Origin of the sequence: Methylobacterium thuringiense (assembly GCF_022179645.1) — a bacterium.
GTDB lineage: Bacteria > Pseudomonadota > Alphaproteobacteria > Rhizobiales > Beijerinckiaceae > Methylobacterium > Methylobacterium thuringiense.
In genome coordinates this window covers 36,333-63,331 of the sequence record NZ_BPRA01000002.1, presented here as the reverse complement: position 1 = coordinate 63,331, position 26,999 = coordinate 36,333, and the positions used below count along the sequence as shown (strand labels likewise).

Genomic DNA, 26,999 nt, shown 5'->3' with positions numbered 1-26,999 from the left:
AGCATCGCGCATGAGCCGTCCTGCCCTACGATCCATTCCCCTCGACCAGCACGCGAAGGGTGCGGATGCCGTGAGCGCGAAGGAGCCTCTCGCGCTCGCCGGCGCGACGCCGATGATGGCGCAGTACATCGAGATCAAGGCGGCCAACCCCGACTGCCTCCTGTTCTACCGGATGGGCGACTTCTTCGAGCTGTTCTTCGAGGATGCCGAGATCGCCTCGCGGGCCCTCGGGATCGTGCTGACCAAGCGCGGCAAGCACGGCGGCAACGAGATCCCGATGTGCGGCGTGCCGGTGGAGCGGGCCGACGATTATCTCAGCCGCCTGATCGCCCTCGGACACCGCGTCGCCGTCTGCCAGCAAGTCGAGGATCCGGCGGAAGCCAAGAAGCGTGGGCCGAAATCCGTGGTCAGGCGCGAGGTCCAGCGCCTCGTCACCCCCGGTACGATCACCGAGGACCGGCTGCTCGATCCCGCGCGTGCCAACCTGCTGCTGGCGGTCGGGCGCCGGAAGATCTCGGAGCAGGCTCAGGCCTATGGGCTCGCCGCCATCGACATTTCCACCGGCCGCTTCTCACTGAGCGAGGTCGCCGACGGCGAGCTCGCAGCCGCCATCGCCCGGCACGAGCCCCGCGAGATCGTCCTCTCCGAAGCGATTTTTTCGGATCCCGCCCTCGCGAGGCTGTGGCGCGATACCGCGGCCGCCGTCGTGCCTTTGGCACAGGCCGAGCTCGAACCCGCTTCGGCCGAACGGCGCATCCGCGAACAATTCGGCGTCGCGACGCTGGACGGCTTCGGCGCCTTCAGCCGTGCCGAGATCGCGGCGGCCGGTGCGGCGCTTCTCTACATCGAGCGCACGCAGATCGGCGCCCGCGTCCCACTCTCCGCACCGACCCGCGAGGCCAGCGGCGCGACCCTCTCGATCGACGCGGCGACGCGCGCCAATCTGGAACTGACACGGACGCTCTCGGGCGAGCGCAAGGGTAGCCTCCTCGACACCATCGACCGCACCGTCTCGGCCGGCGGCGCAAGGCTGCTGGCCGAGCATCTGGCCGGCCCGCTGACGAACCTGGAGACGATCAGCCAGCGCCAGGCAGCCGTTGCCTATCTTGCCGACGAGGCCGCTCTACGCCGGGCGCTCCGCGATGCGCTGGCCGGCGCGCCGGACCTCGCCAGGGCTCTGTCGCGAACGGGGCTCGGACGAGCCGGGCCGCGCGACCTCGCCGCGCTTCGCGACGGGCTCGACGCCGCGGCGCGGATCGCCGACCGGCTGGCCTCGCTGCAGGGTGCGCCGCGAGCGCTATCCGTGATCGGCGAGCGCCTCGCAGGCATCGATACCGAACTCGTCGCAGAGCTTGCTGCCGCGCTCGCCGACGACCTGCCGCTCAACCGCCGCGACGGCGGCTTCGTGCGGGCCGGCTACCGTTCCGACATCGACGAGTCGCGCGAACTCGGCCGGGATTCCCGCAAAGTGATCGCGGCGCTCCAGGCCCGCTACGCCGAGGAATCCGGCTGCCGGACCCTGCGGATCAAGCACAACAACATGCTCGGCTTCTACATAGAGGTGCCGCAGGCGGTGGGCGAGGCCTGTCTCAAGGGCCTGATGCGCGATTTCGTGCATCGCCAGACCATGATCGACGCCATGCGCTTCACCAGTTTCGAACTCGGTGAACTCGAGTCGAAAATCTCCGGCGCCTCCGACCGCGTGCTCGCCATGGAAGGCCAGGTATTCGAGGCGCTGGCCGCCCTCGTCATGGCGCAGGCGACAGTGATCGCCGACGTCGCCGAAGCCTTGGCAGCCCTCGACGTGGCGGCGAGCCATGCGGACCTCGCGGTGGAACTCGACTGGGCCCGGCCGCGGCTCGACGAGGGTGTGGCCTTCGCTATCGAAGGCGGCCGCCATCCAGTGGTCGAGGCGGCTCTGCGCCGCTCGGGCGATCCGTTCATCGCCAACGACTGCGACCTGTCGGGGAAAGAGAGCGGACGCATCCGCCTCGTCACCGGCCCGAACATGGGCGGCAAGTCGACCTTCCTGCGCCAGAATGCGCTAATCGTCGTGCTCGCCCAGATGGGCGCGTTCGTGCCGGCGCGCTCCGCGCATCTCGGGCTCGTCGACCGGCTGTTCTCCCGCGTCGGCGCGGCGGACGATCTGGCACGCGGACACTCGACCTTCATGGTCGAGATGGTCGAGACGGCGGCGATCCTGAACCAGGCCACCCGCCGCTCCCTCGTGGTGCTCGACGAGATCGGGCGCGGGACGGCGACCTTCGACGGCCTGTCGATCGCCTGGGCCTGTCTCGAGCACCTGCACGAGAGCAACGGCTGCCGTTCCCTGTTCGCCACGCATTTCCACGAACTCACCGCGCTGTCGCAGCGGCTCTCACGGCTCGACAACGCGACGCTGCGGGTCACCGAGCATCGCGGCGATGTCGTCTTCCTGCATGAGGTGGTGCCGGGCGTCGCCGAACGATCCTACGGGCTGCAGGTCGCGCGCCTCGCCGGCCTGCCGAAAGGCGTGGTTGCGCGGGCCGGCGCGATCCTGAAGGGGCTGGAGGCGTCGGAGCGCGATCGGCCGACGCGCCGCAAGATCGACGACCTACCGCTGTTCGCAAGCCTCGCCGACGCACCGCCGCCCGAGGCGGCACAGGCCATCGTGGTCGACGACGCAATCGGAGCCCTCGTCGACGAACTCGATCCGGATGCGATGACGCCGCGTGAGGCCCTGGATGCGCTCTACCGCCTGAAGCGGGAACGCGCCCGCAAGGCGTAAGCCTCGTTCGAAGCCCGCATTGCCCCGCACGGCCCAAGACTGCCACGATGTTTGCGGATAAGGCGGCATTGCGCGAGGAGTTCGACCCATGGCCGCGATCACTGCAGGCGCGACCGAGCCCGTGGCCCGGAAGTTCCGCCTGCGCGACATCCTCGACGACCCGCGCATCATCCAGATGCTGGCGCTCGGCTTCTCCTCGGGCCTGCCGCTGCTTCTGGTGCTCGGCACCTTCACATTGCGGATGGCCGCATCCGAGATCGACATCAAGACGATCGGCTTGTTCAGCTACGTCGCGCTGCCGTACTCGCTGAAATTCCTCTGGGCTCCGACGATCGACCGGATCGACCTGCCGTTCCTGGCCGCCCGGCTCGGACGGCGACGGGCCTGGATGGTCCTCACGCAGGTCGCGACCGCGCTCTGCCTCGTGCTGATGGCCTTCTCCGATCCGAAGGAACACCTCGCACTGCTCGGTCTCGGCGCGTTCCTCGTCGCCTTCTGCGCGGCGACGCAGGACGTGGTGATCGACGGCTGGCGCATCGAGGCGGCCGGCACCGACATGCAGGGCATCCTCGCGGCGACCTCCAACCTCGGCTACCGCTTCGGCCTGATCCTGGCCGGTGCCGGCGCGCTCTACGTCGCGGCCTATGGCGGCTGGACCATGGCCTACCTGATCATGGCCGCCGCGATGGGCGTGGGTTTCGTGGCGGCCCTGTTCGCGGGCCGATACGACCGGAAGCAGGACGCGGATCCGACGCTTCCGCTCAAGCCTGCCAGCCGCGCGGACCGGATGCGCCGCGCGATCTTCGAGCCCTTGACCGAACTCCACGGCCGCATGGGCAACGCGCTCTACGCAGTGCTCCTGCTCGTCGCGCTCTACCGGATGCCGGACTTCATCTCCGGCGTGATGGCGAACCCGCTCTACATCAGGCTCGGCTACGACCTGAAGGAGATCGCGACGATTGCGAAACTCTTCAGCATCTGGGTCGGGATCGCGGGCGGCTTCGCCGGCGGCTGGGCGATCGCCCGCTTCGGCATGTTCCCCGCACTCGTCGCCGGCGCCTTCATCGCCGCGGCCTCGCATCTCTCGCTTGCGTGGCTGTCGCTCGGTGCGCCGGAGATCTGGCGCCTCGCGATCGCGGTCTCGGTGGAGAGCCTGTGCGGCTCCTTCGCCGGCATCGCCCTCATCACCTACATGTCGAGCCTGACGACACCCGGCTACGCGGCCACGCAATATGCCCTGTTCTCGTCGCTCTACGCGTTGCCTGGCAAGCTCGTCGCGGGAACATCGGGCTTCTTCGTGGCCGCCTACGGCTACCCCGCCTTCTTCACGATGACCGCCGCAATCGGCATCCCCGTGGTCGCGCTGTGTTTTGCGGTGGGACGCGTGCCCCAGCGTCGAGCCGCCGCGCAGCACGCGATCGCCGATGTTGCACCGGGGAACCCTTCGGCGGGTCGCGAGCTTGGAACAACCGGCATCCCGGCCGCAGCCGCGAGGGCGCAGACGTGAACGACATCTCCTTGGCCGGCGAGGTCCTGCCGGTCCCCATCGAAGCCTTTCGCTCCTTGAGCGACGCAGACCTGACTGCGCTCCGCCGCGCCGTCTCCGTGCTCGAGAAGCCGAGCCTCGCCACGCGGCTGTCGGCAGCGGCCGGCGCACCGCTCGACATGATCGGGCGCGCACTGCCGACGCCAGTGACCGACGTGGTGGCGCGCTCGGCCGAAGGCGCCATGCGCACGGCGCTTCGCGTCGCGCTGGCGACCCTGCCCGACAAGGCGGTCGCGTCCACGGGATCGGCCGTCGAGGTTCGGATCGGAGAGACGGGCAACCGGCTGAGCCGTCTGTTCCAGTCCAGCGACGCGAAGCACAAGGCCATGGCTGCGCTATCGGGCGCGCTCGGCGGCGCCTTCGGGCTCGCAACGCTCGCTGTGGAGTTGCCGGTCTCGACGACGTTGATGCTGCGCTCGATCGCCGAGATCGCGCGGGAGGAGGGCGAGGATCTGAGCGACCCGGAGAACGCGCTCGCCTGCGTCCAGGTCTTCGCCCTCGGCGGTCGCAACGGGGCCGAGACCGCCCTGTCCGAGAGCGGTTACTTCGCCGTCCGGGCAGCGCTCACCAAGACGATGGCGGAGGCCGCCAAATACGCCGCCAACCGCTCGGTGCTGGATTCGTCGGCGCCCGCGCTGATCCGCTTCGCCTCGCAGATCGCCTCGCGATTCGGCATCGTGGTCTCGCAGAAGGTCGCGGCCCAGGCCGTGCCGCTGATCGGAGCCTTTGGCGGTGCCGCGATCAACACCGCCTTCATGAACCATTTCCAGGCCATGGCCCGGGCGCATTTCACGGTGCGCCGCCTGGAGCGACGCTACGGCGAGACGACGGTCCGCGAGGCATACGCCTCCGAGAAGGATGCCCTCGGGCTCGGCTGAACGACCTCAGCCGGCCGGATACAGCGTCTTCAGCAAGGCGTGGACGAGGCGCGCGGTCTGGACCTCGCCACCCTCGGGGCGACCGGGCTTCGTCGAGGGGTTCCAGCCGTAGAGATCGAAATGCACGTGTCGCTTCGTCTTCGGAGCGAAGCGGCGCAGAAACAGTGCGGCCGTGATCGCTCCGGCGAATGGCCCGCCGGACACGTTGTTCAGGTCGGCGATCTTTGAATCGAGCAAGCTTGCATAGGGCGCGTGCAGAGGTAGCCGCCAGACCGGGTCGATCGCAGACATGCCGGCCTGCTCGATCGCCAGTGACAGCGCATCGTCCTCTGTGAAGAAGGCGGGAAGGTCGGGCCCCAGCGCCGTACGCGCCGCCCCGGTCAGGGTTGCAAAATCGACCAGCAGGTCCGGTTGTTCGGTGTCCGCGAGGGCCAACGCGTCGGCCAGGATCAGACGGCCTTCCGCGTCCGTATTGCCGATCTCGATGGTGAGGCCGGAGCGGGCCCGGATCACGTCTCCCGGACGGAAGGCATTGCCGGCGATTGCATTTTCGACGGTGGGGACAATCAGGCGCAGGCGCAGCTTCAGGCCCGATCCCATCACCATTTCGGCGGCGGCGAGCGCCGCGGCGGCACCGCCCATGTCCTTCTTCATCAGCAGCATGCCGCTGGACGGCTTGATGTCGAGCCCACCGGTATCGAACACGACGCCCTTGCCGACGAGCGTCACGCGCGGTGAGTCGGGCGCACCCCAGGTCAGGTCGATCAGGCGCGGGGCCCGCGGCGAGGCGGCGCCGACCGCGTGGACGAGGGGAAACTCCCGAGCGAGTTCGTCGCCGCCCGTCACCGCGATTGCGGCGCCGAAGCGCTCGGCGAGGATGCGCGCCGCGTCCTCGATCTCCGCCGGACCGAGATCGTTCGACGGGGTGTTGACGAGGTCTCGTCCGGCGGCGACGGCGCGGGCGACACGCAGGATGGCATCGGCATTGATGCAGTCCGACGCGACCAGGCTCGGGAGCTGTGCCGACGCGGCCTTGTAGCGGCCGAAGCGGTAGCTCGACAGCAGCCAGGCCAGGGTAGCCTCGCCGAGATCGACGCCGCCCTCAGGCTCGAATCGATAGCGGCCTTCCGGCAGCGATCCGACGAGCCTCCCGGCGACGAGACGATCGTGAGCCGCAGCGGCCGTGTCGCCGAGGCCGAACAGCACGCGATCGAGCGTGCCGTCGGGAGCCGGCAACAGGCAGACCCGCCCGGCTTTCGGTGAGAACCCCGTCGCCCCGGCATAGGCGCGCTGAATCGGCGACAGTCCGGCCTGGAAGGCCGGCCATTCCGCGGGCTCCAGGCAGCGGATCGGGATCGCAGCGGTTCCGGCTGGCAGCAGGTCGAGGCGGTCTGTCGGCATCGGCGCTCGTTTGGATATGGTCGGGGAGGGATCGGTTTACGGGCCGTTAGGGTTAACCGCCTATCACCGAAAGACCGGGACGGCGATGCCGTCGGCGACGGTGATGCGGAGCGTAACATGCGTGCGGAGGTCTCCTCGTCCGGCCGGGTCGGCCGGTTCCTCGGCACCGTGGCGCTCGTCGCCTTCCTCGCCGCGGGGTGTCAGTCGCGGTCTCCGGAGACGACCGGATCGATCGGCGGCTCGGCAGGACCTCGCAGCGTGACGCGCGGCGAGGTCGAGGCGCTCGGCACCAGCTACACCTCGGACCCTTCGGACATCCGGGGCGCTCTGCGCTACGCATCGGCGCTGCGCGCGACGAACCAGCGGACCCAGGCCGTCGCCGTGCTGCAGCAGGCCGCTCTCCGCAATCCCAAGGATCGCTATGTTCTCGCCGCCTACGGCAAGAGCCTCGCCGACGCCGGCCGGTTCTCCGAGGCCTCGGAAGTGCTTCAGAACGCCCATACGCCAGCCCAGCCCGACTGGCGCGTCCTCTCGGCACAAGGGACGGTGGCCGATCAGCTCGGCGATCATGCCCGGGCACAGGGCTTCTACGACGCAGCGCTCAAGATCGCGCCGAACGAGCCGTCGATCCTCTCGAATCTCGGTCTCTCCTACGTCCTGGCGCATCAACTCGACGAGGGCGAGAACACCCTTCGCCTTGCGGTGGCACAGCCGCGGGCGGATGCGCGCGTGCGGCAGAATCTTGCTCTGGCCCTCGGGCTGAAGGGCCGGTTCGACGAGGCGGAGGGCGTCTTACGTCAGGATCTCTCGCCCGAGGAGGCTTCCGCCAACGTCGCTTCGCTCCGCTCGATGGCGGCCCGGCAGGCTGCGAACCGCCGCCTCCCGAAGACGGCGGCGGTCCCGCCGCGCGGCTGAACGGTGCGGATTTCCCCTCGGAAGCGATCGAGCACCCCGATCGGGCGCGATCACTGGTAGTGGAAGATCTGGATGATCGCCGGCGTCAGGATGACGACGAACAGGACCGGCAGGAAGAACAGGATCATCGGCACGGTGAGTTTGGGCGGAAGCGCTGCAGCTTTCTTTTCTGCGTCGTTGAGCCTCTGATCGCGGCTTTCCTGCGCCAGAACCCGGAGTGCCTGTCCCACCGGCGTCCCGTAACGCTCCGCCTGGATCAGTGCCGTCGTGATCGATTTGACCGCGTCCAAGCCGACGCGGTTCGCCAGATTCTCGTAGGCCGCGCGCCTGTCGGGCAGATACGAAAGTTCCGCGACAGTTAGGGCGAACTCTTCGGCCAGCACCACCGATTGCGTTGCGATCTCGATGCCAACCCGCCGGAAGGAATTCTCGACCGCCATCCCCGATTCGACGCAGATCAGGGTCAGATCGAGAGCATCCGGCCATGCGCGCTTGATCTCCGCCTGCCGCTTGCTCGTGCGGTTCGACAGATAGAGTTCCGGCACCTTGATGCCGATGAAGAGCGCGAGGATCACCAACCCGAACCGGACGATGAAGGGTTGATCGAGCACACCGAGCACGAACAGGTAGAAAATCGCGACCACCGCCGCCACAGCCGGTGAGACGAGCCGGAAGAACAGGAACGCGGTCTCTGCGCCCTGGCCTCGGAAGCCGGCCATGACGAGCTTCGCTTTGGCCGTGTCGGTGCCGAGCCATGCGCTCAGCTGGAAGCGATCGACGATCCGCTTCATGTAGGCCTTGGGCTCGGAGCGGAGCGACGACTTGTTCGTCAGCTTTTCGCGCTCGCGCTGCCGCAACTGCTCGCGTTCGTCGCTGACGAGCTTCATGCGCTTACCGAGCTTGTCGGTCTCGACCAGCGGCTGCACCAGGGTGAACACGGTGGCCGCGGCCGCGAGGCCCGTCAGCACCATCGCTCCGACTTTCGGATTGGTCAGGAACTCTATAAATGTCGCGCTCATGGTTGTGCTTCCCAGGCCGGTCTGCGCCGGGTCGACGTCAAATATCGAAGGTGATCATCTTCTTCATCGAGAAGATCCCGAGCGACATCCAGAAGGCGGATACCACCAGTGCCGCCTTGCCGACTGTCGTCGTCCAGAGCAGCGAGACGTAGTCCGGGCTCGATAGGTAAGTCAGCAGCGCCACGATGAACGGCAGGGCGGCGATGATGACGCCCGAGGCCTTGGCCTCCATGCTCATCGCCTGCACCTTGCCAACCATTTTCTTGCGCTCGCGCAGGACGCGGGAAAGGTTGCCCAAGGCTTCCGAGAGGTTTCCGCCCGATTTGGCCTGGATGGCGATGACGACGGCAAAGAAATTGACGTCGGTGACCGGCACGCGCTCGTACATCCGCAGGATCGCATCCGACATCGGAATGCCGACCGTCTGCGCTTCGACAGCGATCCGGAATTCGCTGCGTAGCGGTTCCTCCGCCTCGCGCGCGATGATGCGCAGGCAATCGCCGACGGGAATGCCCGAACGGATACCGCGGACCACGACGTCGATGGCGTTAGGCAGCTCGGCCACGAATTTCTTCGTGCGTCGCGCCTGAAGAAGGGACAACATCCAGATCGGCAACCCGAAGCCACCGGCGAAGAGTGCGCCGACCGCCGCCAGGGGCTCCCCGGTCAGGAACAGGGCGAGCAGCGCGAAGACGACGGCCATCACCGCTGCGACCACGAAGAAGCGTTCCCGCGACCAGTCGAGACCGGCTCGGGCCAACCGAACGTCCAGGGTTACCTTCCCGGTGTTCTTCTTGGCCTCGATCTCCTTGAGACTCTTGGCGACCTGATCGCGGCGGTTGAGCGCGGAGGCCCGGTCGACGGAAACCTTGACGGCACCGAGGGATTTCCGGCGTTGTTCCGCCCGCCGCTCGCTGGACAGCAGCGGCATCAGGAAAACGTAGGCGACACCGCCGGCGGCCACGGCCACGAGGCCAGCGGCGAGAGAGGCGCCCGACACGTTCATGCGGCCACTTCTCCCTGTGCGCTGGCCGCATCCAGAGCCGCGGCCAGCGCCTGCTCCTCGCCGTAATAGCGGGCCCGTTCCCAAAAACGCGGACGACCGATCCCGGTCGAGCGGTGGCGGCCGATCAGGCGTCCGTTCGCGTCCTCGCCGAGGATGTCATAGACGAACAAGTCCTGGGTAATGATGATGTCGCCCTCCATCCCCATCACCTCGGTGATGTGGGTGATGCGGCGCGAGCCGTCGCGCATGCGCATCGCCTGCACGATCACGTCGATCGATCCGGTGATCATCTCGCGCAGGGTGCGCGAGGGCAGCGAGAACCCGCCCATCGTGATCATCGATTCGATACGCGAGAGGCATTCGCGCGGGGAGTTGGCGTGCAGGGTCCCCATCGAGCCGTCGTGGCCCGTATTCATGGCCTGAAGCAGATCGAACGCCTCGGGTCCGCGCACCTCGCCGACGATGATGCGTTCGGGCCGCATGCGCAGGCAGTTCTTGACGAGATCGCGCATGCTGATAGTGCCCTGGCCCTCGAGATTCGGAGGCCTGGTTTCGAGACGCACGACATGGGGCTGCTGGAGCTGGAGTTCGGCAGCGTCCTCACAGGTAATGATGCGCTCGTCATGCTCGATGAAGGCGGTCAGGCAATTCAACAGGGTCGTCTTGCCCGAGCCGGTGCCGCCCGAGATCACCACGTTGCAGCGGACCTTGCCGATGATCTGCAAGATCTTTGCGCCCTCCGGCGAGATCGCGCCGAATTTGACCAGCTGTTCGAGAGTGAGCTTGTCCTTCTTGAACTTACGGATCGTGAGGCAGGGGCCGTCGATGGCGAGCGGCGGCGCGATCACGTTGACGCGCGAACCGTCGGGAAGACGCGCATCGCAGATCGGCGAGGCTTCGTCGACGCGCCGGCCGACCTGGCTGACGATGCGCTGGCAGATGTTCATCAGCTGCGCGTTGTCGCGGAAGCGGACGGACGTGAGCTGGATCTTGCCGTTCACCTCGATGAAGGTCCGGCTCGCGCCGTTCACCATCACGTCGGCGATGTCGTCGCGCGCGAGCAGCGGCTCGAGGGGACCGTAGCCCAGGACATCGTTGCAGATGTCGTCGAGCAGCTCCTCCTGCTCTGCGATCGACAGGACGATGTTCTTGAGGCCGATGATCTCCGAAACGATGTCGCGGATTTCCTCGCGGGCGCTTTCTCCGTCGAGGCGGGCGAGCTGGGTGAGGTCGATCGCTTCGATCAGCGCACCGAAGATCATGCTCTTCGTGCGGTAGTAGTCCTCGGATTTCTGAGGTGTTGCCGGTACCGCCACGGCCTGCTTCGGGGCCGGCGCATCGACGCGCGGCCGGGCGGGCTCTTCCTGATACAGCACCGGCGGCGCAACCTGCGCGGCCGGGCCGGGCACGCTGGCAGGTGCCGCCGCCGAACCTGATCGTCTACCGAACATCGCGCCGAGCGCCTTCCGATGTCTAGATCACGCTGCGTTTCGCTCGGATCGATCGAAACGCAGCGTGATCGATTCAAAAGTTGAGAGCAGGCTTCGCGCGAAAAACCGTTGCCGCTTTTTCGCAGCCTGCTCTAGGACGCCTTGCGGCGCGAGAGCTTGGCGAACAGGGGCTGGAGCGGATCGAGCATGTTCGCGCGGCCTCGGCGGATCTCCACGCGGCCGGTCACGGCCGCCGCCAGGGACGCGAAGATTTCGGCCGGTTTCGAATTGGCCTGCACCTCTGCGATCATCTGGCCGTTATTCGCCGCCGTGCCGAACAGAGCCGGATCGAAGGGCAGAACGGCACAGGGCGGCACGTCGAGCGCCTTGGCGAATTCCGCCGCGGCGATCTCGGGACGCTTGGTCATGCCGACGCCGTTGAGAACGACGCGGGCGCGGGCGTCGTTGGGCCGGCTCTGTGCCAGTACCGCGAGCAGGTTCTTGGTGTTGCGCAGCGAGGCGAGATCGGGCTGCGCGACGATCAGGATCTCGTCGGCTCCGACGAGGATGCGCTTCGTCCAGGCGGACCAGCCCTGCGGTACATCGAGCACGACACAGGGCACGGCAGCCCGCAACAGGTCGATCAGGGCATCGAATGATGCCTCAGAGAGGTCGACCGTCCGGTCCAGGGATGCGGGCGCCGAGAGCAGGCTGAGATTATCGCTGCACTTCGACAGCAGGCGGTCGAGCAGATTCGAATCGAGGCGTTCGGGCGCGAAGACCGCCTCGGCGATGCCCTGCGGCGGATCCTGGTTGAAGTTGAGGCTGGCCGTGCCGAAGGCAATGGACAGGTCCGCGATCACCGTCGCGGTTCCGTGCTCGCGCGCTACGGTCCAGGCGAGGTTGTGAGCGATCGTCGAGGCTCCGGCGCCCCCTCTGGCGCCGAAGACGGCGATGGTCCGGCCGACGGGCTTGGCCCCCGGCGCTGAGAACAGGTCCGAGATCGCGGTGATCAGGCCGAGCGGTTCGACCGGCGCCATCAGGTATTCGCTGACGCCGCGCTGGAGGAACTGGCGATAGAGCATCACGTCGTTGACGTGGCCGATGATGATGACCTTGGTGCCGGGGTCGCAAACCTCGGCGAGGGAATCGAGGCATTCGAGGGGGCGCGATTTCGGCCCCTGGATCTCGATGACGATTACGTTCGGCGTCGGCGCCTGCCGGAACGCTTCCACCGCGGCCGCACCGCCACCCATCTGGATGCGCACATGGGCCTTCTGCATGCGCCGGTCGCCGACCGCCGCCTCGATCAGCGCGGATGTCTCCGGCGTCTCGCAAAAGGCCTGGATGGTGATCCGAGGCACCGGGGCAATGATGCGGTCGATGGCCTCGTTCGGGTCCGGCATGTCTCGTTTCCGATTCGAGTGCTTGCGCGCCTTCGGTGGCAAGCGACGCGGGACGAACCGGCCGCCTGCTGGTGCGCCCAGCTACTGGAGCGCACCCTTCACGTTGGCCGTCCCATCCTGCCTCCATGTGGTTGACGGATCGTTGCCTTGGCGCAGCTTGTCGATGACCTGGGACCGGCGAACGGTGTCGATCCGGCCTTCCGGGCGGCCGCGGACGAGGTCCACGGGATCGGCAACCTGCGCAGCGATATTGGAGCGCGTGGCACAGCCGAGATTCCAGGACGGCTCGTTGCGCAGGTTGAAGGCCGGGTTGCTGACGCCGAGATCCTGCGGCCACATCCCACAAGCGCTCGCGACCTTAGCCTCCATACGTTCGAAGCTGAGTCTCAGCGGCGAGGCGAGGGACGGGTCGGCGACGGCGTAGCTCGCTACGACGACGGCACCAGACGGAACGCCGCCCTCCGTGCTACGCCTGCGGATTGCAGCACCGGTGCGCTCGACAGCCGCACTGACGCCGGGAGACACGCCGCGCGGAATGTCGATGGCGAGCCGCCCGCGGCCGTAGCGGCGGAATTCGAGCAGGAAGGCATCGACATCCGCCGCCTGGCGCGGGTCGAGATGACCGGGGCCGGTGGGAAAGACATCCAGAGTGCGGATGCCGTCGGCGAGGACGATGGGATGCCGCGCGCGCACGTCGTCGGGGTAGATGGACCCCGTCGCGGTGACACGGTCGCTTTTGCAGGCACCGAGCGAAGCGGCGAGCAGCACCAACGCCGCCAACGCCAGGGGCGATCGGGACGTCGGCGTCAGGGGAGCGTAGAGGGCCATCGTTCGCGATCCTGCTGCGGCCTCGGGCCGGCCATGGATGTCGGTGAGGGGTCGGGGAGAGCCGGCTCAGTCGGCGATGAAGCCGACGCGGCCACGATAGCCGCGTCCCAGCGAGCTGCCGCCGGCGGAGCCGTAGATCCGGTTCAGCCGGCCGAGCAGCACACCCTGCAGATCGGTGGCATCGACGAATCCGTCGTCGGGGCGCGCGACCTGCTGCGGCTGCATCGCCTTGGCGATGTACGGAGTGACCATGATCATCAGTTCCGTCTCCTGGCGCTGGTAGTCGCGCGAGCGGAACAGGGCGCCGAGGATCGGCAGGTTGATGAGCCCCGGCAGGCCGTTGATTGCGGCCTTCGACTTCTGCTGGATCAGGCCGGCCGTCATCATCGTCGCGCCGGAGGCGAGCTCCACCGTCGTCTCCGACTTGCGGACCGTGACGCCCGGCACGGAGGTGCTGGTGCTTCCGCTGACGAAAGTGAACGAGTTCTGCGGGTCGATCTCGGTCACGTTGGTGCCGACGCGGATCGAAATCCGGTTCTCCGACAGAACGATCGGGGTAAAGACCAGCGAGACGCCGTAGGGCTTGTATTGGATGCCGACCACGCAGTTCAGACCGCCGACGGCGCAGGCCTGGCTGGCCGGCACCGGAATTTCCCCGCCAGCGGTAAAATTCGCCGATTCGCCGGAAACGGCGGTCAGCGTGGGCTCGGCCAGGATGCGCGAGACGCCAGCCTGCTCGAAGGCTCGCAGGGTGGCGGTCAGACTTCCGCCACCGCCGGTGTTGACCGTACCGGAAAGGAGGTTGCCAGACGGGAACTGGCCGCCAGACAGCGAAAGCGGGGTCGCGTTGACGAGATTGAGGTTCGACCAGCCTCCGCTCAGGTTCACCCCGAACTGCTTGAGCACGACGCGCGCCACCTCGACCACGGTGACGCGCAGCATCACCTGATCCTTCTCGCGGATCGTCAGGTTGTTGATGATGGCGCCGCGGGTGCCCCCGGCACCGCCACCGCTCGCTCCGACGAAGCCGTTGGCGATATCGACGGCCTGCTGCGCCTCCGAGGCCGACGCGACACTCCCGGTCAGGATGAAAGAGTCGCCCGCCGCGCGGACGTCGAAGCGGCCGCCCGGAATGCTCTGGTTCAGTGTTTGGCGCAGGACGCTGATATCGCGCGCAACGGTGACATCGAGGGCCGCGATCTGACGACCGTCGCCATCCATCACGAAGATCGAGGTCGCACCGTTGGTGATGCCGATGATGAAGACCTTGCGTGTCGAGCGCACCACCGCGTTGGCGACCGCCGGATTGGCGACGAACACCTCCTTCGCATCGCGCGGAAGGTCGACGATCAGGGAACGGCCGATGCTGAGGTCGACCCTGCGCGAGGCCGAGGATTCGTTCGCCCCCACCGAAAGCACGGGAGCTTGACCGAGGCGCGGGTCGGGCTGCGCCTCCGCACGGCCGAAGGCCACACAGGCCATTGCGAGCGTGCAGAGGGCGGGAAGGAGCAGACGCTTGCGGTTCATCGTCATCATGGCGCTCCTCACTTACGCAGCTGCTTCTGGGCGACGCCGAAGCGGACGACCGTGAGCGCCGTCTCTGGCGCGGGCTCTGCGGACGCCGTGTCGTTGGCTTTGCCGGTATCGAGGATGCTGCGCAGCACGAGGGAGATCGAGCCGACCTTCTGGGCGAGCGTCACCGTCTCGGCCTGGGCCGGAGTCAACGCGAGCGTCGCCGTTTCCCCGGTGACCACGGTCTCGCCGTTGCGCTCCTGGACGACCTGGCCGACCGCCAGCACGCGGATGTCGGTGAGCAGGGTCTGGGCCGTCTGGACGGGCTGCTCGCTGCTCCCGCCCGGTCCGGCCTTGGCGACGCTGATGCTGATGACGTCGACGTGGTCGTTGGGAAGCACGAAGCCGCCGGCCGAACTCGACCCGCCTTTGGCGATCTCGATCGCGACGGCGCGCATGCCCGAAGGCAGGATCGCCGACATGAAACCGCTGCCAGCCTTCACAAGCTTTTCGGTACGGATCGGCTCGTTGGCGAGGAAGCTCGTGCGGATGATCGATCCGGACGCGTCTTCGAGCCCTTTGGGAACTGCGGAGCGGGTGATGTAGCCCGCAGTCAACGCTTGGTCCGGCCAGGGTTGCCAGCGCAGATCCTGAGCCTTGAGAGTTTGGCCGACGGGCAGGTCTGCCGCCGCGACCAGCACATCCGTCATCGCCACAGCGGGCGCAGACGCCGGAGCGGGCGGAGGGGCTTCCTCGCCGCTCATCAGATACGCCGCGCCACCGCCCGCGACGAGCGCGATGGCGAGGACGGCGAGGCGGGCTGGTTTCATCGGAGCCAATGTCCTGACGACGGCTCAAGCGCCGTTCGTTCGTCAGGTTTGAGCGGGATTCCTCAAATTAGGGTTAACCGATCGTGATCAAGTCACCCCGCAACGCGCGCGGTGTCGTCCTGCGTCGCCATATCGATGTGTCGGTTCCCGCATAGGTCGATGGATCTGGCGAAGTCTCAATCCGAGATGGAAAGTAATCCAGCTGGCATCTCGATTTGCCACAGGCTCGACTGAGAATCGGCTTCTCTACACAGAGGGGAGTGGCCGTCTCATCGACGCTGGCTCAAAGGCCGAGCAGGTCCGACCAGAGCACCGTCTGCGGTACGACGACGAGACCGGCCACAGCGAGCGCGATGCCGTATGGCACGCCGGTCGTGCGATCGTGCAGATGGACGGCGAAGGGGAGGCGAACCAGCAGCGACGGCAGAGGATGTGACCGGGCGGTCAGCAATCCAAGGGTCAAGCCACCGCCGAGAACCGAAGCGACGAGCAGGTAATCCAGCATGTTGCCGGCACCGAGCCACAGTGTCGTCGCGGCGGCGAGCTTGGCATCTCCACCACCGATCAACCCGCGGGCGAAGAGTGCGAAGGTCACGCACAACGTCAACGCCGCAGCCCCGACATGCCAACCGATCTCCGCCCATCCGAGCCCGGAGAAGGTGGCGACGATGGCGAAGCCGGAGATCAGCGCAAGCGAAATCCAGTTCGGGATGGTCATCGTCAAGAGATCGCTCGAGGCGGCATAAGCCATCAGGAACGGAAAAACGACGAGAAGACCCGAGGCGCCCATACCGTGAAACTCCTGATGCGGTCCGGGCGGCCGCGATCGTGCGTCTGATGACTTGAAAGGGCCGATCCTAGGAGCGGCCCTTTCAACAGTAACAGTCGATGTAGGACGACGAGATCGTCGGCCGACAGCTCAGGTCGGAGCGTTCAGCTTGCCGGCGATGCCGTTGAAGGTGGTGTTGAGCTTCGTGCCGAGGGTCGTCGCTCCAGCGATGATGGCAACGGCGACGAGCGAGGCGATGAGGCCGTACTCGATGGCGGTCGCGCCGGACTCGTCGGCGGCGAAGCGCTTCATGATGGTCTTCATGGTGCAAATCCTGGTCTGGCAGCTTGCGCGATGTCTGTCGGAGATCTGTTGGTCGACCTTCGGCTCCTGCAAACTGCTTGAGGGACGTTGCGATAGGGTTAAATGGATGCCCGAAACCACCAGGCCCGGTTGCGTTCCCACGCGATGGTTGAGGATTGGTTACCCGAAGGATGACGGTGCTTCGGGTATCGGGCCGTCGTCGTCGGCGGGCTTCGTCGGAATGGGCCCGTTCGGATCGCCCGTTGCCGAGCCACGGCGTGGCTTGATCGCACCCGGTGCGCCCTCCATATCGATGGTAACGGCGAGCCATCGCCGCCGGAAGCGCTGCAGCGAGCGGGCTTCCTGATCCACGAAGTGCTTATCTGGACGCGCCTTTCCGGTGCCATCCTGAGGCTTCGAAAGGTTCGCGCGAGACGATGACACGGCCTTCTCCGTTCGGGCACCCGTTCCTGTTGGGCTTCGACGAGATCGAACAGGCTCTCGACCGCGTGTCGAAGGCCGCGAACGACGGCTATCCGCCCTACAATATCGAGCGTGTGCCGCGCACCGCGTGCGAACCGGAGCGTCTGCGCATCACCCTCGCTGTCGCCGGCTTCACCCGCGACCAGCTCGACGTGATGCTGGAAGAGAACCAGCTGGTCGTCCGTGGCCGGCAGATCGACGACAAGACGCGTCAGTTCCTGCATCGCGGCATCGCTGCCCGGCAGTTCCAGCGCACTTTCCTGCTCGCGGACGGGATGGAGGTGCTCGGTGCCGACCTGTCGAACGGACTTCTGTCCATCGACTTGGCACGGCCAGAGCCGGAACGGGTCGTCCGCAAGATCGCGATCGTCGCCAGGGACACTTGAGACAAGGATGGGTGAGGTCTCACACCTGACGGGATGATCGTTTCACCGATCCGGAGTTGTCGCCGCACTGAGGCGGGACCACATGCCGGAGAACGCTCTGCCACTTGGAGGGCAACGCATGACAGACCTCGACACGACTTCCACGGTTGCACCACAGTTCAACCCGGCCGAGTTTGCCTCTCTCGGCGAGGGTCAGATCGCCTATGTCCGCGCGATCCGCTCGGACGAGGTCCGTCGGTTGTTTCCGCAGGCGCCCGACTTGACCCCTGGGTTGGACCTCTTCGCGCTGCTGTCGGCGAGCGGTGCGCCGATCCTGCTGGCCGACTCGCATGACGTCGCCGTGGCGAACGCGATGGCGCACGATCTCCACACAGTAAGCCTGCACTGACGGGAGCCATCAGGGAGCGGCGAGAGCCGGTCCCTGATCCTAGTCGGCGATCGCCGCAACGGTGCGCAGGATCAGACCGATGTCCTGTGGCCGCGACAAACGGTGGTCGCCATCCTTGATCAGGGTCAGCAGGGTGCCAGCTGCCGGAAGCTGTGCGACGGTCTTCAGGGCGTGCGCATAGGGTACGTCTGGATCGTTCATCCCCTGGAGAATGTGGACCGGGCAGCGCAAGTCCAATGGTCCCGTCAGGAGCCGGTTGCGCCGGCCGTCTTCGATCAGAGCCAAAGTGATCGGATCGGGCTCGGGGGCGTAGTCCGTTTTCCGATACCAGACGCCGTTCTGCTCGATCTCGGCCCGGACCTCGGCGGGAAAAGCCTCCCACATCAGGTCATGCGTGAAGTCGAGCGCTGGCGCGATCAGTACGATTCCTGCCGGGGCCGGGCACCCGTGCGCGAGCCGCTCGCGAACGGCGAGACAGGTTACCCAGCCACCCATCGACGAGCCGACGAGGACCGGGCGATCATCCGCAAAACGTTCCAGGACCGCGAGCGCATCTTCGACCCAGGTCGAGGTCACGGCATCGGCAAAGCGCCCCCCCGATATGCCGTGCCCCGTGTAGTCGAACCGCACGAGCGGACGCCCGTGGCTCGCCGCCCAGGCATCGAGCGCCAACGCCTTGGTGGCGCGCATGTCCGACCGAAATCCGCCGAGCCAGACGATCGGACGGCCTTCGCCGGAGCGGACACGTACGGCGATGTCGCGACGATCGCCACCGGCTCCGACAGAGATCTTGACGATCGGCAGATCGTCCCGAAGTGCGTCGGTTTGAGATGCCATGCCTTGCCGTTCCTCTCACGCAAGCCGGGTCCGTCCACAGAGCTTCCGGGCTTCGTTTACGGAAACCTAAAGCGCGCGCGCGATCTTGAAGCAATGATGGAGATCGAAACGGCCGACTGCCTTGAGGCAGCGCGATGCACGGCCGCACGGCCGACGACCGGACCGGCCATTGCCGAAGCCGGTCGGCCGGGGTTTTTGCGATGAGCGAGGCGATCCGCTCGGCATTTCCCGGCGAGGCCGCGCCGCTCGCCGGTCAAAATATCCTGCAGATCATTCCGGCTCTCAATGCCGGCGGCGCAGAGCGCACGACGGTGGATATCGCGGAGGCCATCGCGGCGGCAGGCGGCCGGGCGCTCGTGGCCACCGAGGGCGGCCGGCTCGTCGGCGAGTTGCAGGCCAAGGGTGGCGTCTGGCTGCCGTTCCCCGCCGATTCCAAGAATCCGGCGGCGATGGCGCTCAACGTCCTGAAGTTGACCAGCCTGTGCCGACGGGAGGGCGTCAGCCTGATCCATGCGCGCTCGCGCGCCCCGGCCTGGGTCGCCCTAGGCGCAGCGCGACGGCTCAAGCTCCCCTTCGTGACGACCTATCACGGCAGCTATTCCGGCCTCAGTGGCGTCAAGGTGCTCTACAATTCGGTGATGGCGCGCGGCGATGTCGTCATCGCCAACTCGCACTACACGGCAGATCTCATCCGCAACCGGCACCCCGACCAGGCGAAGGACCGGATCCGGGTCATTCACCGTGGGACGGATCTTTCTACCTTCAGTCCCGGCGCCGCCACGGCCGGGCGGGTCGAAGCCTTGCGCCGATCCTGGGGCGTGGCCTCGCACGAGCGGATCATCCTGCTGGCGGCCCGTCTGACTGCCTGGAAAGGGCAGCGCGTGCTGATCGAGGCGGCGGCCTTGTTGCGGGACCGCGGACTCAAGGACATCGCGGTGGTCCTTGCCGGTGATGCGCAGGGACGCACGAGCTACGAGCGCGAACTCGATTCCCTCGTCGCGGCGCGCGGCCTCGGCGGGATCGTGCGTCGCGTCGGCCATTGCAACGACATGCCGGCTGCCTTCCGGGCAGCCTCTGTCGTCGCCGTACCGTCGGTCGAGCCAGAGGCGTTCGGACGATCGGCGGTCGAAGCGCAGGCGCTCGGAACTCCCGTGGTCGTCACCGACATCGGAGCCGTGCCGGAAACGGTGCTCGCTCCCCCTGAGGTCGAGCCGTCCCGACGTACGGGCTGGCGCGTGCCGCCGAACGATGCGGTCGCTCTCGCCGATGCGCTCGGCGAACTGCTCTCCCTCGGTGCCAGCGCGCGCGATGCCCTGGCCCTTCGGGCGAGGGCGCATGTCGAAAGCCACTTCTCCCTGGAGACGATGGTCGCCGACACCCTGGACGTCTATGATGGCCTCCTCAGGCCGCGCAGGGCGTAAGGCTTGGCGCCGGCCACGTAGGCGGAGCGGATCTTGGGATGAACCGATCCGTGATCGACGAGTTGACTTGCCGAGAGGTTTTGCCAAGGTGCTGCAAACCGGCCAAGCCGGTTCACATGGTGGCCGGGACCTGCCAAGGGGCGGATCCGCGCTGCCCTTCGCTGTTTTAGGAGAATAAAGCCATTCGTAGACCCATGAGAGCGATGCCGGCCCCGCAGAAGGACGGGCCGCGCGCGAACCGCGACATCCGGGGCGTCCGTGACGTTCAGCTCATCGACCAAGACGGGCAGAACAAGGGCGTCGTATCCTTCTTCGACGCCTTGGCCATGGCCGAGGAAGTCGGGCTCGACCTCGTCGAGATCGCGCCGAACTCCGTACCTCCCGTCTGCAAGTTCCTCGATTACGGGCGTTTCCGCTTCCTCGAGCAGAAGAAGCAGAACGAGGCGCGCAAGCGCCAGAAGACGGTCGAGGTGAAGGAGATCAAGCTCCGTCCCGGGATCGACAAGCACGACTACGACACCAAGATGAAGTCGGTGCACCGGTTCTTCGAAGAGGGCGACAAGGTGAAGGTCACCCTGCGCTTCCGCGGTCGCGAGATGGCCCACCAGGACATCGGACTGCGTCTTCTGGAGCGTGTGAAGACCGAGACAGCCGAGATTGCCAAGGTCGAGAGCGAGCCGATGCTCGAAGGCCGCCAGATGATCATGATCCTGGCACCGCGTTGACCGCAGTTTGGTCGCGTAGTTTTCAGCCGATCGCCGTTTTCGCCGCCTCCCGGAGAGGCGGCGTTTTCGTATCGGCGACCTGTTGAGCAGCGACGGCACCTCCATCATTCGAGATTTTCGCCCTTAACGATTCCCGGAATGATGGAGAAGGGAGTGCCGACCCAGTCGGCCGACACCCCAGCGTCCTTCTACTTCAGCAGCGAGATCTGCACGTCGCCGATCCGACGCTCCACCGCGACGGTGACGTCGTCGCCGTGGCGGTGGACACGCAAATCCACCCGCGATGCGCCGAGCTTCAGGTTGTACAGCGTGATGCCGTCGAGGAAGCGCGGCAGGATCGGATTGCGCAGCCGGATCCGGTTCTTGTCGTGTTCGATCTCCAGGCCGAGGCAGGAGGCGAGCAGCGCGAAGGGCGTCGCCGCCGCCCAGGCCTGCGGCGAGCAGGCGACCGGGTAATTCACCGGCCCGCGCTGACGCCGCCGCATGAAACCGCAGAACAGTTCCGGCAGGCGCTTCTGATCCTGGTAGAGGGCGGTGTCGAACAGCCCCTCGAACACCCGCGCCGCCTCGGCCTTGAGGCCGTAGCGGGCAAAGCCCAACGCGATCATCGCGTTGTCGTGCGGCCAGATCGAGCCGTTGTGGTAGGACATCGGGTTGTAGCGCGCCTGTCCTTTGGCGAGCGTGCGGATACCCCAGCCGTTGTAACCGTCCGTCGAGAGCAGCTGGCCCGCCACCGCCTCCGCCCGCTCCGGCAGGGCGATGCCGGTGAACAGGGCGTGGCCGGCATTCGACGAGCGCACGGCGCATTGCCGCTTCTCGCCATCGAGGGCGATGGCATAGGTGCCGATCTCCTCGCACCAGAAAGCCTTGTCGAAGGCCTCCCGCAGGTCGCGCGCCTGGGCCTTCAGCGTCTCGGCGCGGCCTTCCTGGCCGAGCAGGCTTGCGAGCTTGGCGGCACCCTTCTTGGCCGCGAAGACGTAGCCCTGCACCTCGCAGAGCGCGATCGGCGCCTTGGCCATGGTGCCGTCGGCGTGAAAGATCGAATCGTGGCTGTCCTTCCAGCCCTGGTTCGCCAGCCCCTGCTCGGTCTCACGGGCGTATTCGACGAAGCCGTCGCCGTCCCGGTCGCCGTACTGGTCGATCCAGTCCAGGGCGAGCTCGATCGACGGCCAGATCGCCTTGATCGTCTCCAGGTCGCCGGTGACGGCGTAGTATTCCCAAGCCAGCATCACGAAGAGCGGCGTGCCGTCGATAGTGCCGTAATAGTGCCGGAACGGCACCTCGCCGAGCATCGCCATCTCGCCACGACGGGTCTCGTGCAACACCTTGCCGGGCTGGGCGTCGGCGGCCGGATCGACGGTCTTGGCCTGTGTCGCCGCGAGGAAACGCAGCACGCCCTTGCCGAAATTCGGGTCGATCCAGAGCGCCATCATCGCGGTGATGATGCCGTCGCGGCCGAACACGGTGGAATACCAGGGGATGCCGGCGAAGGGGTAGATGCCCTCCTGCGTCCGGCTCGCCAGCATGTAGAGGTCGGCGGTCGCCCGGCAGAGCGCCTCGTTGAATTGGTCGTTCGACGAGATGATCGTGGTGATGCCCGCCGTGAGTTGGCGTTGGTCGCGGCGGCTGTCGCGATAGGCGCGCGCGAAGACGCGGCCCTCGGGCAGGCCCCGGGTCGGCTGGTCGCCACCACTGCCGGAGGCGCGCGAGAGGGCCGCCGCCGAATCCTCGCCGGTCCGCTCCGCGCTCGGCGCGCTGGTGAAGGCGCGGTGAGAATCGCAGACGACGCGGATGAACAGCGAAGTGTGCTCGCCCGGCGCCATCGACACCTCGAACTCGGCACGGCCCGGCTCGATCCGTACTGGCTTGGGGCCAAAATGCACGGAAGTGGTCCGCACGATCTCGTCGAGGCCGACATAGCGAAACTGCACCTCGCTCGGGCTCGACACCTGCACGGTGCGCTTGCCGAAGCGGGTACGGGCCGTACCGCGGACCTCGAACAGGTCGCGGTAATCCGCATCGAAGGTCACGGCGATCCGCAGCGTACGGCGACGGGTGTCGTAGTTTCGGAGCCCGATGCGATCGTAGCAGGTAGCGCGGAACAGAAACTTGGTGCGTTCGATCGCGATCAACTCGCGCGGCAGCGAGGTCTCGTCCTGCGCATCGATCCGGATGTCAGGCGTCGTCATGTCGACGCTGAGTGCGCCGTTGTCGTCCTGCATCACGGAGGACAGGATCAGCGGACGCTGGTCCTCGACGGTGAAGGCGAGGCGCGAGAGATAGCGCGTGTCCTGGAAATAGATGCCCTCGGGACCGGGGAAGACGCCGATGTCGCCGTAGGTGTCGAGGACCGCGAACGCTTCGCCGTATTTCAGGGCGCGAAGCGGACGCTCAACGAGCGAGGTCTGGGCCTCGATATGGTATTGCGGAAGCGCCTCGTCGGCGTCCTGGAAGCCAAGGATCGGCTGAGGGTTCGTGTCGTCGGAAGAGATGACCTTGGCCTTCGCCGATGCCTCGTCAACTGCCATACCGAATGCCCTCTGCTGGGATGATGCCGGAGTGTCCGCGCTGCAGCGCGAATCATAAAGGCCGCCGATGCGCGGTGAGCGAAGCGGCGGCCAGCGTCGAAGCGTCAGTTAGGGGCGATCGTAGCGCCGGCGAGGGGGCCGGCGCCGATCGCTTGCGTCAGGCCGGAAGGGCCGCGACGTTGATCGAGGGACGGGGTGAGCCATTCACCTCGCCATATTGCGGGCTGAAGCTGCCGGCGGTCGGCAGGTCGACGACGTTGCCGCGGCTGGCGAGCAGCTGCTCGTAGGCGGCGACGTACTTGTTCACCATCACCTCGGCGGTGAACTGGCTCTCGAAATGCTGGCGCACGCCGGCCCGGGACAGATCCTTGGCCTTGATGCAGGCCTCGACCGCCTCGTCCATCGTGTCGACCACGAAGCCGCCGACGCCGTCCTTGATGACCTCGGGAACAGAGCCGTTGCGGAAGGCGATCACCGGTGTACCGGCCGACATCGCCTCGATCATCACGAGGCCGAAGGGCTCCGGCCAATCGATCGGGAAGGCGAGGGCCAGTGCGTTGCCGAGGAAGTCCTTCTTCTGTTCCTCGTTGATCTCGCCGATATACTCGATCAGCGGGTGATGGATCATCGGCTCGATGACGTCGTCCCAGTAATCCTGGTCGGCCTTGTCGACCTTGGCGGCAATCTTCAGCGGAATGCCGGAGCGCTTCGCCATCTCGATGGCGCGGTCGGGACGCTTCTCCGGCGAGATGCGGCCGAGGAAGGCGAGGTACCCACCCTTCGACTCGGGATAGTACGGGCAGTTCTCCTTCGGCAGGCCGTGATGGATCGTGGCCAGCCAGTTGGAATCCTCCGGCATCGGTTCGCGCTGGTTATCGGAAATCGACACGAGCGGCATGCCGGTGAAGGTCTTGTAGACCGGCATGAAGTCCGGAACATCCAGACGGCCATGCATGGTCGTCAGGGTCTTATGGTACAGATCCTCGAACATAGGATACTGCAAGAGATCGATGTGGAAGTGGATGATGTCGAACTCGTGGGCCCGGCGATGCACGTGATGCAGCATGGCAAGGTGGCCGGCGGTGTGGTCGCGATAACCGAGCAGGCGCAGACCTTCAGGGTGGCAGGCTGCAAGCTTTGCAGACGTCTCCGAATCACCACTTGCGAATAGAGTCACGTCATGACCCTGACGAACCAACTCTTCCGTGATCCACGAAACGACGCGCTCGGTACCACCGTAGAACTTCGGCGGAACGGCCTCTGCAAGCGGGGCAACCATGGCAATGCGCACGAACACGTCTCCTATGAACGAGAATGCTTTGTTGCCGGGACTTTGTACTGAGTCGGCCTGAGCGCCACATGAACGAAACCGACGGCCAAGGTTTATGGTTCCGCTTGGGGTCTCACGCCACCGCGATTTCCCTGAGCCCCCGCTATTCCCGCTAGACACAGGTGCGGGCGGTTGCCTTGCAAGAGCTCAGCCAAACGCAGACGGCAGCCACGGCGAGGCACTTCCTCACTGTGTTCGAGGCGCCGACGGCGAAGGGGATGACCCGTCGGAAGGCCGTCTCGCGAGCACGTTGATAGCGGGCAAGCTTTCTGCCATAAGCCGCCCGCGTCGAACCGCCCGGCCGATAGGGCTGCCGTGGCGGTTTCCGTTGCTTTCAAAAAGCATCATTCGCGCTGACATCCCCGGTCCACCGGCCGGCGGGGTTTTGCGCCAGGAGAGCGAAATGCCCAAGCTGAAGACCAAATCGGGCGCCAAAAAGCGCTTCAAGATCACCGGCACCGGCAAGGTGATGTACGCCCAGGCCGGCAAGCGCCACGGGATGATCAAGCGGACCACGAAGCAGATCCGCAACCTGCGCGGCACCACGACCCTGTTCGAGGGCGACGCCGCCAATGTGAAGAAGTACTTCCTGCCCAACAGCCGGTAAGCCTTCTCTCACACGCCGATTTTGCTCATTTCGTAATCCAGGAGATCTCCCATGGCCCGCGTCAAACGCGGCGTGACCAGTCACGCAAAGCACAAAAAAGTTCTGAAGGCCGCCAAGGGCTATTACGGCCGGCGCAAGAATACGATCCGGATCGCCAAGCAGGCGGTCGAGAAGGGCATGCAGTATGCCTACCGCGATCGTAAGAACAAGAAGCGCACCTTCCGCGCCCTCTGGATCCAGCGTCTCAACGCGGCCGTCCGTGAGCATGGCCTGACCTATTCGCGCTTCATCAACGCGCTCGCCTTGGCCGGCATCCAGGTCGACCGCAAGGCCCTGTCCGAGATCGCCATCCACGAGCCGGCGAGCTTTGCCGCGATCGTCGAGAAGGCCAAGGCCGCACTCCCGGCCGAGACCGCCAAGGCGGCCTGAGCCCCAAGCCTAGCTTTCGAGCTGACAAGGCGCGGCGCTCCAGGCGCCGCGCCTTCTTTTTTCGCCGCGCTTGCGTGACCCCGCGCGAAGCGCGAAAGCAGCGCGTTCACCGCCGCTCCCGGGACCAGCGATGACCGATCTCGATACCCTCGAACACAGCCTGCTGGAGCAGGTCGGCGGGGCCTCCGACGAAGCTGCGCTCGACGCGGTGCGCGTCTCGGCGCTCGGCAAGAAGGGCGCCGTCTCCGAACTGCTGAAGACGCTCGGCGCGATGACTCCGGAGGAGCGCAAGGAGCGCGGGCCCCTCATCAACGGCCTGCGCGACCGCGTCGCCGGCGCCCTCGGCACACGCCGTGATGCGCTGCAGGCCGCCGCCCTCGACGCAAGGCTCGCCTCCGAACGGATCGACGTCACGCTGCCCCTTCGCGAAGCACCGGAGATGCGCGGGCGCATCCATCCGATCAGCCAGGTCATCGACGAGATCACGGCGATCTTCGCCGATTTGGGTTTTTCCGTCGCGGAAGGTCCCGACGTCGAGACGGACGAGCTGAACTTCACGGCGCTCAACTTCCCCGAGGGACACCCCGCGCGGGAGATGCACGACACCTTCTTCCTCGCGCCCGACCATCTCGGCCGGCGCAAGGTGCTGCGCACGCACACCTCGCCGGTCCAGATCCGGACGATGCGCGCCGTCGAGCCGCCGATCCGCGTGATTATCCCGGGCCGCACCTACCGGCACGATTCCGACCAGACCCACACCCCGATGTTCCATCAGGTCGAGGGGCTGGTGATCGACCGTCAGGCCAACATCGCCAACCTGAAATGGGTGCTGGAAACCTTCGCCCGCGCCTTCTTCGAGGTCGAGAGCGTCGGCATGCGCTTCCGGCCCTCGTTCTTCCCGTTCACCGAGCCGTCGGCCGAGGTCGACATCCAGTGCTCGCGTAAAGGGGGTGAGATCCGCTTTGGCGAGGGCACGGACTGGCTGGAGGTGCTCGGCTGCGGCATGGTCCACCCGAACGTGCTGAAGAATTGCGGCCTCGACCCCGACCAGTTCCAAGGCTTCGCCTTCGGCATGGGCATCGACCGCCTCGCCATGCTGAAATACGGCATGCCGGACCTGCGTCCGTTCTTCGAGGCGGACGTGCGGTGGATCGAGCATTACGGCTTCCGGCCGCTGGACGTGCCGAGCCTTGTCGGCGGCCTCACTGCTTGAACCGCGGCGCCCCGCCTTCGACCGGGTTCGACCCAGCGAAGC

General features: G+C 66.5%; 24 protein-coding genes. 11 read left to right on the top strand and 13 right to left on the bottom strand.

Annotation, left to right across the window (positions count from 1 at the left end; genetic code table 11):
• Nucleotides 1-10: 10 nt before the first annotated feature.
• From mutS to MFF07_RS02270, 3 genes are all read left to right on the top strand, one after another.
• Nucleotides 11-2,767, top strand: a complete 2,757-nt coding sequence (gene mutS, locus MFF07_RS02280; protein ID WP_238230579.1) for a DNA mismatch repair protein MutS — start codon at nt 11-13, stop codon at nt 2,765-2,767.
• A gap of 88 nt (nt 2,768-2,855) precedes the next feature.
• Nucleotides 2,856-4,274 carry an AmpG family muropeptide MFS transporter gene (locus MFF07_RS02275; protein ID WP_147816810.1) on the top strand — a complete coding sequence of 473 codons (1,419 nt, stop codon included), beginning with the start codon at nt 2,856-2,858 and terminating at the stop codon, nt 4,272-4,274.
• Complete coding sequence (locus MFF07_RS02270; RefSeq protein ID WP_147816811.1) at nt 4,271-5,191, top strand: EcsC family protein; 921 nt, start codon at nt 4,271-4,273, stop codon at nt 5,189-5,191. The genes MFF07_RS02275 and MFF07_RS02270 overlap by 4 nt, the downstream gene beginning before the upstream one ends.
• Nucleotides 5,192-5,197: 6 nt before the next feature.
• Here the strand turns inward: MFF07_RS02270 and MFF07_RS02265 are convergent, their stop codons facing one another.
• Nucleotides 5,198-6,592: a leucyl aminopeptidase family protein gene (locus MFF07_RS02265; protein ID WP_147816812.1), complete on the bottom strand. Its 1,395-nt coding sequence runs from the start codon at nt 6,590-6,592 to the stop codon at nt 5,198-5,200.
• A 117-nt stretch (nt 6,593-6,709) separates the two neighbouring features.
• On the opposite strand from MFF07_RS02265, the gene MFF07_RS02260 reads away from it, so the two are divergent.
• Nucleotides 6,710-7,507: a tetratricopeptide repeat protein gene (locus MFF07_RS02260; protein WP_147816813.1), complete on the top strand. Its 798-nt coding sequence runs from the start codon at nt 6,710-6,712 to the stop codon at nt 7,505-7,507.
• Between the two features lie 50 nt (nt 7,508-7,557).
• Here MFF07_RS02260 and MFF07_RS02255 read toward each other — a convergent pair whose 3' ends face one another.
• The 9 genes from MFF07_RS02255 to MFF07_RS02215 form a co-directional block, all read right to left on the bottom strand.
• Entirely contained in the window at nt 7,558-8,526 is a 969-nt protein-coding gene (locus tag MFF07_RS02255) for a type II secretion system F family protein (RefSeq protein WP_238230577.1), read from the bottom strand.
• Nucleotides 8,527-8,563: 37 nt separating this feature from the next.
• Nucleotides 8,564-9,532 carry a type II secretion system F family protein gene (locus tag MFF07_RS02250; RefSeq protein WP_147816815.1) on the bottom strand — a complete coding sequence of 323 codons (969 nt, stop codon included), beginning with the start codon at nt 9,530-9,532 and terminating at the stop codon, nt 8,564-8,566.
• Nucleotides 9,529-10,983, bottom strand: a complete 1,455-nt coding sequence (locus MFF07_RS02245; RefSeq protein ID WP_147816816.1) for a TadA family conjugal transfer-associated ATPase — start codon at nt 10,981-10,983, stop codon at nt 9,529-9,531. Before MFF07_RS02245 ends, MFF07_RS02250 begins: the two co-directional genes overlap by 4 nt.
• Nucleotides 10,984-11,114: 131 nt before the next feature.
• Nucleotides 11,115-12,368 carry a CpaE/TadZ family protein gene (locus MFF07_RS02240; RefSeq protein ID WP_147816817.1) on the bottom strand — a complete coding sequence of 418 codons (1,254 nt, stop codon included), beginning with the start codon at nt 12,366-12,368 and terminating at the stop codon, nt 11,115-11,117.
• Between the two features lie 81 nt (nt 12,369-12,449).
• The gene (locus tag MFF07_RS02235) at nt 12,450-13,196 is read right to left on the bottom strand and encodes a CpaD family pilus assembly protein (protein WP_147816818.1); all 747 of its coding nucleotides are present in this window, start codon (nt 13,194-13,196) and stop codon (nt 12,450-12,452) included.
• Nucleotides 13,197-13,262: 66 nt separating this feature from the next.
• Nucleotides 13,263-14,732 (bottom strand): type II and III secretion system protein family protein, encoded by a 1,470-nt coding sequence (locus tag MFF07_RS02230; RefSeq protein WP_147816819.1) that lies wholly within the window; start codon nt 14,730-14,732, stop codon nt 13,263-13,265.
• Between the two features lie 8 nt (nt 14,733-14,740).
• Nucleotides 14,741-15,538: a Flp pilus assembly protein CpaB gene (cpaB, locus tag MFF07_RS02225; protein ID WP_147816820.1), complete on the bottom strand. Its 798-nt coding sequence runs from the start codon at nt 15,536-15,538 to the stop codon at nt 14,741-14,743.
• A gap of 283 nt (nt 15,539-15,821) precedes the next feature.
• Nucleotides 15,822-16,328, bottom strand: a complete 507-nt coding sequence (locus tag MFF07_RS02220; RefSeq protein ID WP_147816821.1) for an A24 family peptidase — start codon at nt 16,326-16,328, stop codon at nt 15,822-15,824.
• A gap of 129 nt (nt 16,329-16,457) precedes the next feature.
• Nucleotides 16,458-16,631 carry a Flp family type IVb pilin gene (locus MFF07_RS02215; protein WP_147816822.1) on the bottom strand — a complete coding sequence of 58 codons (174 nt, stop codon included), beginning with the start codon at nt 16,629-16,631 and terminating at the stop codon, nt 16,458-16,460.
• A 416-nt stretch (nt 16,632-17,047) separates the two neighbouring features.
• Here MFF07_RS02215 and MFF07_RS02210 point away from each other — a divergent pair, with 416 nt between their 5' ends.
• On the top strand, nt 17,048-17,479 hold the full coding sequence (locus MFF07_RS02210; protein WP_147816824.1) for an Hsp20 family protein: 432 nt from the start codon (nt 17,048-17,050) through the stop codon (nt 17,477-17,479).
• A gap of 118 nt (nt 17,480-17,597) precedes the next feature.
• Nucleotides 17,598-17,867: a BQ00720 family protein gene (locus MFF07_RS02205; RefSeq protein ID WP_147816825.1), complete on the top strand. Its 270-nt coding sequence runs from the start codon at nt 17,598-17,600 to the stop codon at nt 17,865-17,867.
• Between the two features lie 39 nt (nt 17,868-17,906).
• Here MFF07_RS02205 and MFF07_RS02200 read toward each other — a convergent pair whose 3' ends face one another.
• Entirely contained in the window at nt 17,907-18,704 is a 798-nt protein-coding gene (locus MFF07_RS02200) for an alpha/beta hydrolase (RefSeq protein ID WP_147816826.1), read from the bottom strand.
• Nucleotides 18,705-18,904: 200 nt separating this feature from the next.
• On the opposite strand from MFF07_RS02200, the gene MFF07_RS02195 reads away from it, so the two are divergent.
• On the top strand, nt 18,905-20,125 hold the full coding sequence (locus MFF07_RS02195; protein ID WP_147816827.1) for a glycosyltransferase family 4 protein: 1,221 nt from the start codon (nt 18,905-18,907) through the stop codon (nt 20,123-20,125).
• 203 nt (nt 20,126-20,328) lie between these two features.
• The gene (infC, locus tag MFF07_RS02190) at nt 20,329-20,850 is read left to right on the top strand and encodes a translation initiation factor IF-3 (RefSeq protein ID WP_238180310.1); all 522 of its coding nucleotides are present in this window, start codon (nt 20,329-20,331) and stop codon (nt 20,848-20,850) included.
• A gap of 188 nt (nt 20,851-21,038) precedes the next feature.
• Here infC and MFF07_RS02185 read toward each other — a convergent pair whose 3' ends face one another.
• Both MFF07_RS02185 and MFF07_RS02180 read right to left on the bottom strand, forming a co-directional pair.
• Complete coding sequence (locus MFF07_RS02185; RefSeq protein WP_147816828.1) at nt 21,039-23,378, bottom strand: amylo-alpha-1,6-glucosidase; 2,340 nt, start codon at nt 23,376-23,378, stop codon at nt 21,039-21,041.
• Nucleotides 23,379-23,535: 157 nt separating this feature from the next.
• Entirely contained in the window at nt 23,536-24,669 is a 1,134-nt protein-coding gene (locus MFF07_RS02180) for a glycosyltransferase family 4 protein (RefSeq protein ID WP_147816829.1), read from the bottom strand.
• A 442-nt stretch (nt 24,670-25,111) separates the two neighbouring features.
• Here MFF07_RS02180 and rpmI point away from each other — a divergent pair, with 442 nt between their 5' ends.
• From rpmI to pheS, 3 genes are all read left to right on the top strand, one after another.
• The gene (rpmI, locus tag MFF07_RS02175; RefSeq protein ID WP_018044555.1) at nt 25,112-25,315 is read left to right on the top strand and encodes a 50S ribosomal protein L35; all 204 of its coding nucleotides are present in this window, start codon (nt 25,112-25,114) and stop codon (nt 25,313-25,315) included.
• Between the two features lie 51 nt (nt 25,316-25,366).
• The gene (gene rplT / locus MFF07_RS02170) at nt 25,367-25,744 is read left to right on the top strand and encodes a 50S ribosomal protein L20 (RefSeq protein WP_147816830.1); all 378 of its coding nucleotides are present in this window, start codon (nt 25,367-25,369) and stop codon (nt 25,742-25,744) included.
• Nucleotides 25,745-25,874: 130 nt separating this feature from the next.
• The gene (pheS, locus tag MFF07_RS02165; RefSeq protein WP_238230575.1) at nt 25,875-26,957 is read left to right on the top strand and encodes a phenylalanine--tRNA ligase subunit alpha; all 1,083 of its coding nucleotides are present in this window, start codon (nt 25,875-25,877) and stop codon (nt 26,955-26,957) included.
• The last annotated feature ends 42 nt before the right edge of the window (nt 26,958-26,999 follow it).

What these genes read in the sequence shown, in the direction of transcription:
- mutS (WP_238230579.1), top strand. Translation starts at nt 11, where the DNA reads ATGAGCCGTCCTGCCCTACGATCCATTCCCCTCGACCAGCACGCGAAG.
- MFF07_RS02275 (WP_147816810.1), top strand. Translation starts at nt 2,856, where the DNA reads ATGGCCGCGATCACTGCAGGCGCGACCGAGCCCGTGGCCCGGAAGTTC.
- MFF07_RS02265 (WP_147816812.1), bottom strand. Translation starts at nt 6,592, where the DNA reads ATGCCGACAGACCGCCTCGACCTGCTGCCAGCCGGAACCGCTGCGATC.
- MFF07_RS02260 (WP_147816813.1), top strand. Translation starts at nt 6,710, where the DNA reads ATGCGTGCGGAGGTCTCCTCGTCCGGCCGGGTCGGCCGGTTCCTCGGC.
- MFF07_RS02255 (WP_238230577.1), bottom strand. Translation starts at nt 8,526, where the DNA reads ATGAGCGCGACATTTATAGAGTTCCTGACCAATCCGAAAGTCGGAGCG.
- MFF07_RS02250 (WP_147816815.1), bottom strand. Translation starts at nt 9,532, where the DNA reads ATGAACGTGTCGGGCGCCTCTCTCGCCGCTGGCCTCGTGGCCGTGGCC.
- MFF07_RS02245 (WP_147816816.1), bottom strand. Translation starts at nt 10,983, where the DNA reads ATGTTCGGTAGACGATCAGGTTCGGCGGCGGCACCTGCCAGCGTGCCC.
- MFF07_RS02240 (WP_147816817.1), bottom strand. Translation starts at nt 12,368, where the DNA reads ATGCCGGACCCGAACGAGGCCATCGACCGCATCATTGCCCCGGTGCCT.
- MFF07_RS02235 (WP_147816818.1), bottom strand. Translation starts at nt 13,196, where the DNA reads ATGGCCCTCTACGCTCCCCTGACGCCGACGTCCCGATCGCCCCTGGCG.
- MFF07_RS02230 (WP_147816819.1), bottom strand. Translation starts at nt 14,732, where the DNA reads ATGATGACGATGAACCGCAAGCGTCTGCTCCTTCCCGCCCTCTGCACG.
- cpaB (WP_147816820.1), bottom strand. Translation starts at nt 15,538, where the DNA reads ATGAAACCAGCCCGCCTCGCCGTCCTCGCCATCGCGCTCGTCGCGGGC.
- MFF07_RS02220 (WP_147816821.1), bottom strand. Translation starts at nt 16,328, where the DNA reads ATGGGCGCCTCGGGTCTTCTCGTCGTTTTTCCGTTCCTGATGGCTTAT.
- MFF07_RS02215 (WP_147816822.1), bottom strand. Translation starts at nt 16,631, where the DNA reads ATGAAGACCATCATGAAGCGCTTCGCCGCCGACGAGTCCGGCGCGACC.
- MFF07_RS02210 (WP_147816824.1), top strand. Translation starts at nt 17,048, where the DNA reads ATGACACGGCCTTCTCCGTTCGGGCACCCGTTCCTGTTGGGCTTCGAC.
- MFF07_RS02205 (WP_147816825.1), top strand. Translation starts at nt 17,598, where the DNA reads ATGACAGACCTCGACACGACTTCCACGGTTGCACCACAGTTCAACCCG.
- MFF07_RS02200 (WP_147816826.1), bottom strand. Translation starts at nt 18,704, where the DNA reads ATGGCATCTCAAACCGACGCACTTCGGGACGATCTGCCGATCGTCAAG.
- MFF07_RS02195 (WP_147816827.1), top strand. Translation starts at nt 18,905, where the DNA reads ATGAGCGAGGCGATCCGCTCGGCATTTCCCGGCGAGGCCGCGCCGCTC.
- infC (WP_238180310.1), top strand. Translation starts at nt 20,329, where the DNA reads ATGCCGGCCCCGCAGAAGGACGGGCCGCGCGCGAACCGCGACATCCGG.
- MFF07_RS02185 (WP_147816828.1), bottom strand. Translation starts at nt 23,378, where the DNA reads ATGGCAGTTGACGAGGCATCGGCGAAGGCCAAGGTCATCTCTTCCGAC.
- rpmI (WP_018044555.1), top strand. Translation starts at nt 25,112, where the DNA reads ATGCCCAAGCTGAAGACCAAATCGGGCGCCAAAAAGCGCTTCAAGATC.
- rplT (WP_147816830.1), top strand. Translation starts at nt 25,367, where the DNA reads ATGGCCCGCGTCAAACGCGGCGTGACCAGTCACGCAAAGCACAAAAAA.
- pheS (WP_238230575.1), top strand. Translation starts at nt 25,875, where the DNA reads ATGACCGATCTCGATACCCTCGAACACAGCCTGCTGGAGCAGGTCGGC.